The sequence below is a fragment of the Vibrio sp. V42_P2S4T144 genome (assembly GCF_009904715.1).
GTDB lineage: Bacteria > Pseudomonadota > Gammaproteobacteria > Enterobacterales > Vibrionaceae > Vibrio > Vibrio alginolyticus.
This window is the reverse complement of record NZ_WXWS01000222.1, coordinates 1-2643: the sequence shown is the minus strand read 5'-3', so window position 1 is coordinate 2643 and position 2643 is coordinate 1. Positions and strand designations below refer to the sequence as shown.

Sequence of the window (2643 nt, the reverse complement as noted above, 5' to 3'; positions counted from 1 at the left end):
ACTTTACAACAAATGATAAAGGAATATCCATGAAAAAGTTATTGTGTTTTGCTGCACTGGGGTTAGCTGTTTCGACGACGGTTAATGCAGACCCAATTTTAGACGACATCAAAAGTACAGGGGAGCTAAAAGTCTGCTTTGATTCTGGGTATATGCCTTTTGAAATGACAGCAAAAAATGGGCAGTACATCGGGTTTGATATCGATTTGGGTAAACAAATGGCGCGTGCCATGGATGTTAAGTTTGTGCCGGTAAACACTTCATGGGATGGCATTATCCCAACACTGTTGACTGGTAAGTGTCACATGATTATGGGCGGGATGACGATCACACCTATGCGAAATACTCAGGTGAATTTCGCTGATCCCTATGTGGTTATTGGCCAATCCATTCTCGTAGATCTCAAACATGAAGGTAAAGTGTCTAGTTACCGTGATCTCAATAGTCCAGAATATGTTGTTGCAACTAAGCTTGGGACAACGGGTGAGCAAGCGGTAAAACGATACCTTCCGAAAGCTAAGATAAATCTATACGAAACCCAGTCTGAAGCGGTACTTGAGGTTGCCAACGGAAAGGTAGATGCGTTTGTTTATGACTTTCCTTACAACTCTATTTATGTGGCGGAAAACAAAGGGCAGTTAATGCACTTGGCTAAACCGTTTACTTACGAGCCTTTGGGTTGGGCTGTGCCGCAAGGAAATCCAGATACGCTTAACTTCTTAAATAACTATTTACGTCAAATTAAGGGCGATGGAACTTACGATCGCATTTACGATAAGTGGTTTAACGACGATAAATGGTTAAAGCAAGTTAAGTAATCATTTTGTTATTGTAGAGGAGCGGTTAGCTTCTGGCTCGGTTCATCGCCAACCAAACGGTTCGTGCTGTGAAGCTAACGCTTTTCTTTATTCAAATACCCAACCAACTTTAATCAAAGTCATTCTCGGAATCACATGCAAAATAACTTTAAATCCCTATTGTGGAACGCTGTTTTTGTTCTTGTTTTGCTATCAATTTGCGGTCTTGTCTATCTGTCAGGTAAGCGAATCGATTACAGCTGGAATTGGGAGCGTGTCCTTCCTTATATTGCCACTAACGCTGCTTCATCCATTACCGCGCCTGTCGATGGGAACATCATTCTCGACGAGAATAACCAACTGGCTCTGGAGAGTATTCATGGTGATATTGTTCTTGAACTAAGCCAATATAAGTCTGTCGACGTCTATGAAGGTGATCTTATTTTTGAAGGAGATACCTTAGCAACTATAAAAGAGTGGCGCTCTGGCCCAATTTTAGATGGTGTTGTGACGACCATTAAAATCTCACTCTGGTCACTTATCATTGCTCTAGCGTTGGGCTTAGTTGTCGGACTAATGCGTATATCCAGCAATCCGGCATTAAAAAAGCTGGCGCTTGTGTATGTCGAGGTCATTCGTGGAACGCCTCTTTTAGTACAGATTTTTATCGTTTACTTCTTTATTGGTACTGTGCTTGACCTTGAGCGTTTTACTGCGGGAGTGATAGCGCTCTCCGTGTTTACCGCCGCTTACGTCGCAGAAATTGTGCGGTCAGGAATCCAGTCAATCCCAAGAGGACAAATGGAAGCGGCGCGTTCACTAGGAATGAATTATCCCAAAGCGATGATTTATGTCATTTTACCTCAAGCGTTTAAGCAGACATTACCTCCCTTAGCCGGGCAGTTTATCAACCTGATAAAAGATTCCTCACTTGTCTCCGTGATTTCGATTACTGATCTGACAAAAGCGGGCAGGGAAGTCGTAAGTGGTAGTTTTGCCCCATTTGAAGTTTGGTTTACCGTTGCGGCCCTTTATTTGCTTCTAACTAGTACCTTATCTTGGGCAATACAAACGTTAGAAAAGAAATTGGCAGCAAGTGATTAATGGTGGAGTCATTAATGGAATACATTATTTCAGCAAAAACAATTAATAAAATTTACCCTAATGGCTGCCATGCGCTCAAGGACGTATCGGTAAATGTAGAAAAAGGGGAAGTGATTGTCATCGTAGGACCGTCAGGTTCTGGTAAGTCAACATTCTTACGGACGATCAATCAATTAGAGACAATAAATAGTGGGTCTATTATCGTAGATGGTATCGATATGTACCACAAATCTACGGATATCAATAAACTACGCGCTGATGTGGGCATGGTATTTCAAGGCTTCAACCTTTTTCCACATAAAACGGCGATAGAGAACGTCATGTTAGCACCTTTAAAGGTTTCTAAACGTGCCCCTGAATCGGTGAAGAAAGAAGCAAAAGATTTGCTTTATAAAGTCGGTCTGTCGGAGAGAATGGATAATTATCCTAATCATTTATCAGGTGGACAGCAGCAGCGCGTCGCAATCGCTCGTGCGTTAGCAATGAAGCCCAACATTATGTTGTTTGATGAACCCACATCAGCACTAGACCCTGAAATGGTTGGAGAAGTTCTTGATGTGATGAAAGATTTGGCCAAGGACGGAATGACGATGGTAGTGGTTACTCATGAAATGGGTTTCGCAAAAGAGGTCGCTGATAGGGTGTTGTTTATGGAAGATGGTGAGCTTTTGGTTTCTGACTCTCCTGAGCGATTTTTTGATAACCCCACCAACCCTAGATTGCAGAAGTTTTTATCTAAAGT

Annotated in this window: 3 protein-coding genes; all 3 read left to right on the top strand. The window is 42.1% G+C overall.

Going from position 1 to position 2643, the window contains the following annotated elements:
- The first annotated feature begins 29 nt into the window (after nt 1-29).
- Nucleotides 30-818 carry a transporter substrate-binding domain-containing protein gene (locus CAG68_RS07955; protein ID WP_005377324.1) on the top strand — a complete coding sequence of 263 codons (789 nt, stop codon included), beginning with the start codon at nt 30-32 and terminating at the stop codon, nt 816-818.
- Nucleotides 819-953: 135 nt separating this feature from the next.
- Complete coding sequence (locus tag CAG68_RS07950) at nt 954-1901, top strand: amino acid ABC transporter permease (RefSeq protein WP_005377325.1); 948 nt, start codon at nt 954-956, stop codon at nt 1899-1901.
- Nucleotides 1902-1915: 14 nt separating this feature from the next.
- Nucleotides 1916-2643, top strand: a 728-nt coding sequence (locus CAG68_RS07945) for an amino acid ABC transporter ATP-binding protein (RefSeq protein WP_202599888.1), incomplete at its 3' end; no start/stop codon positions are given.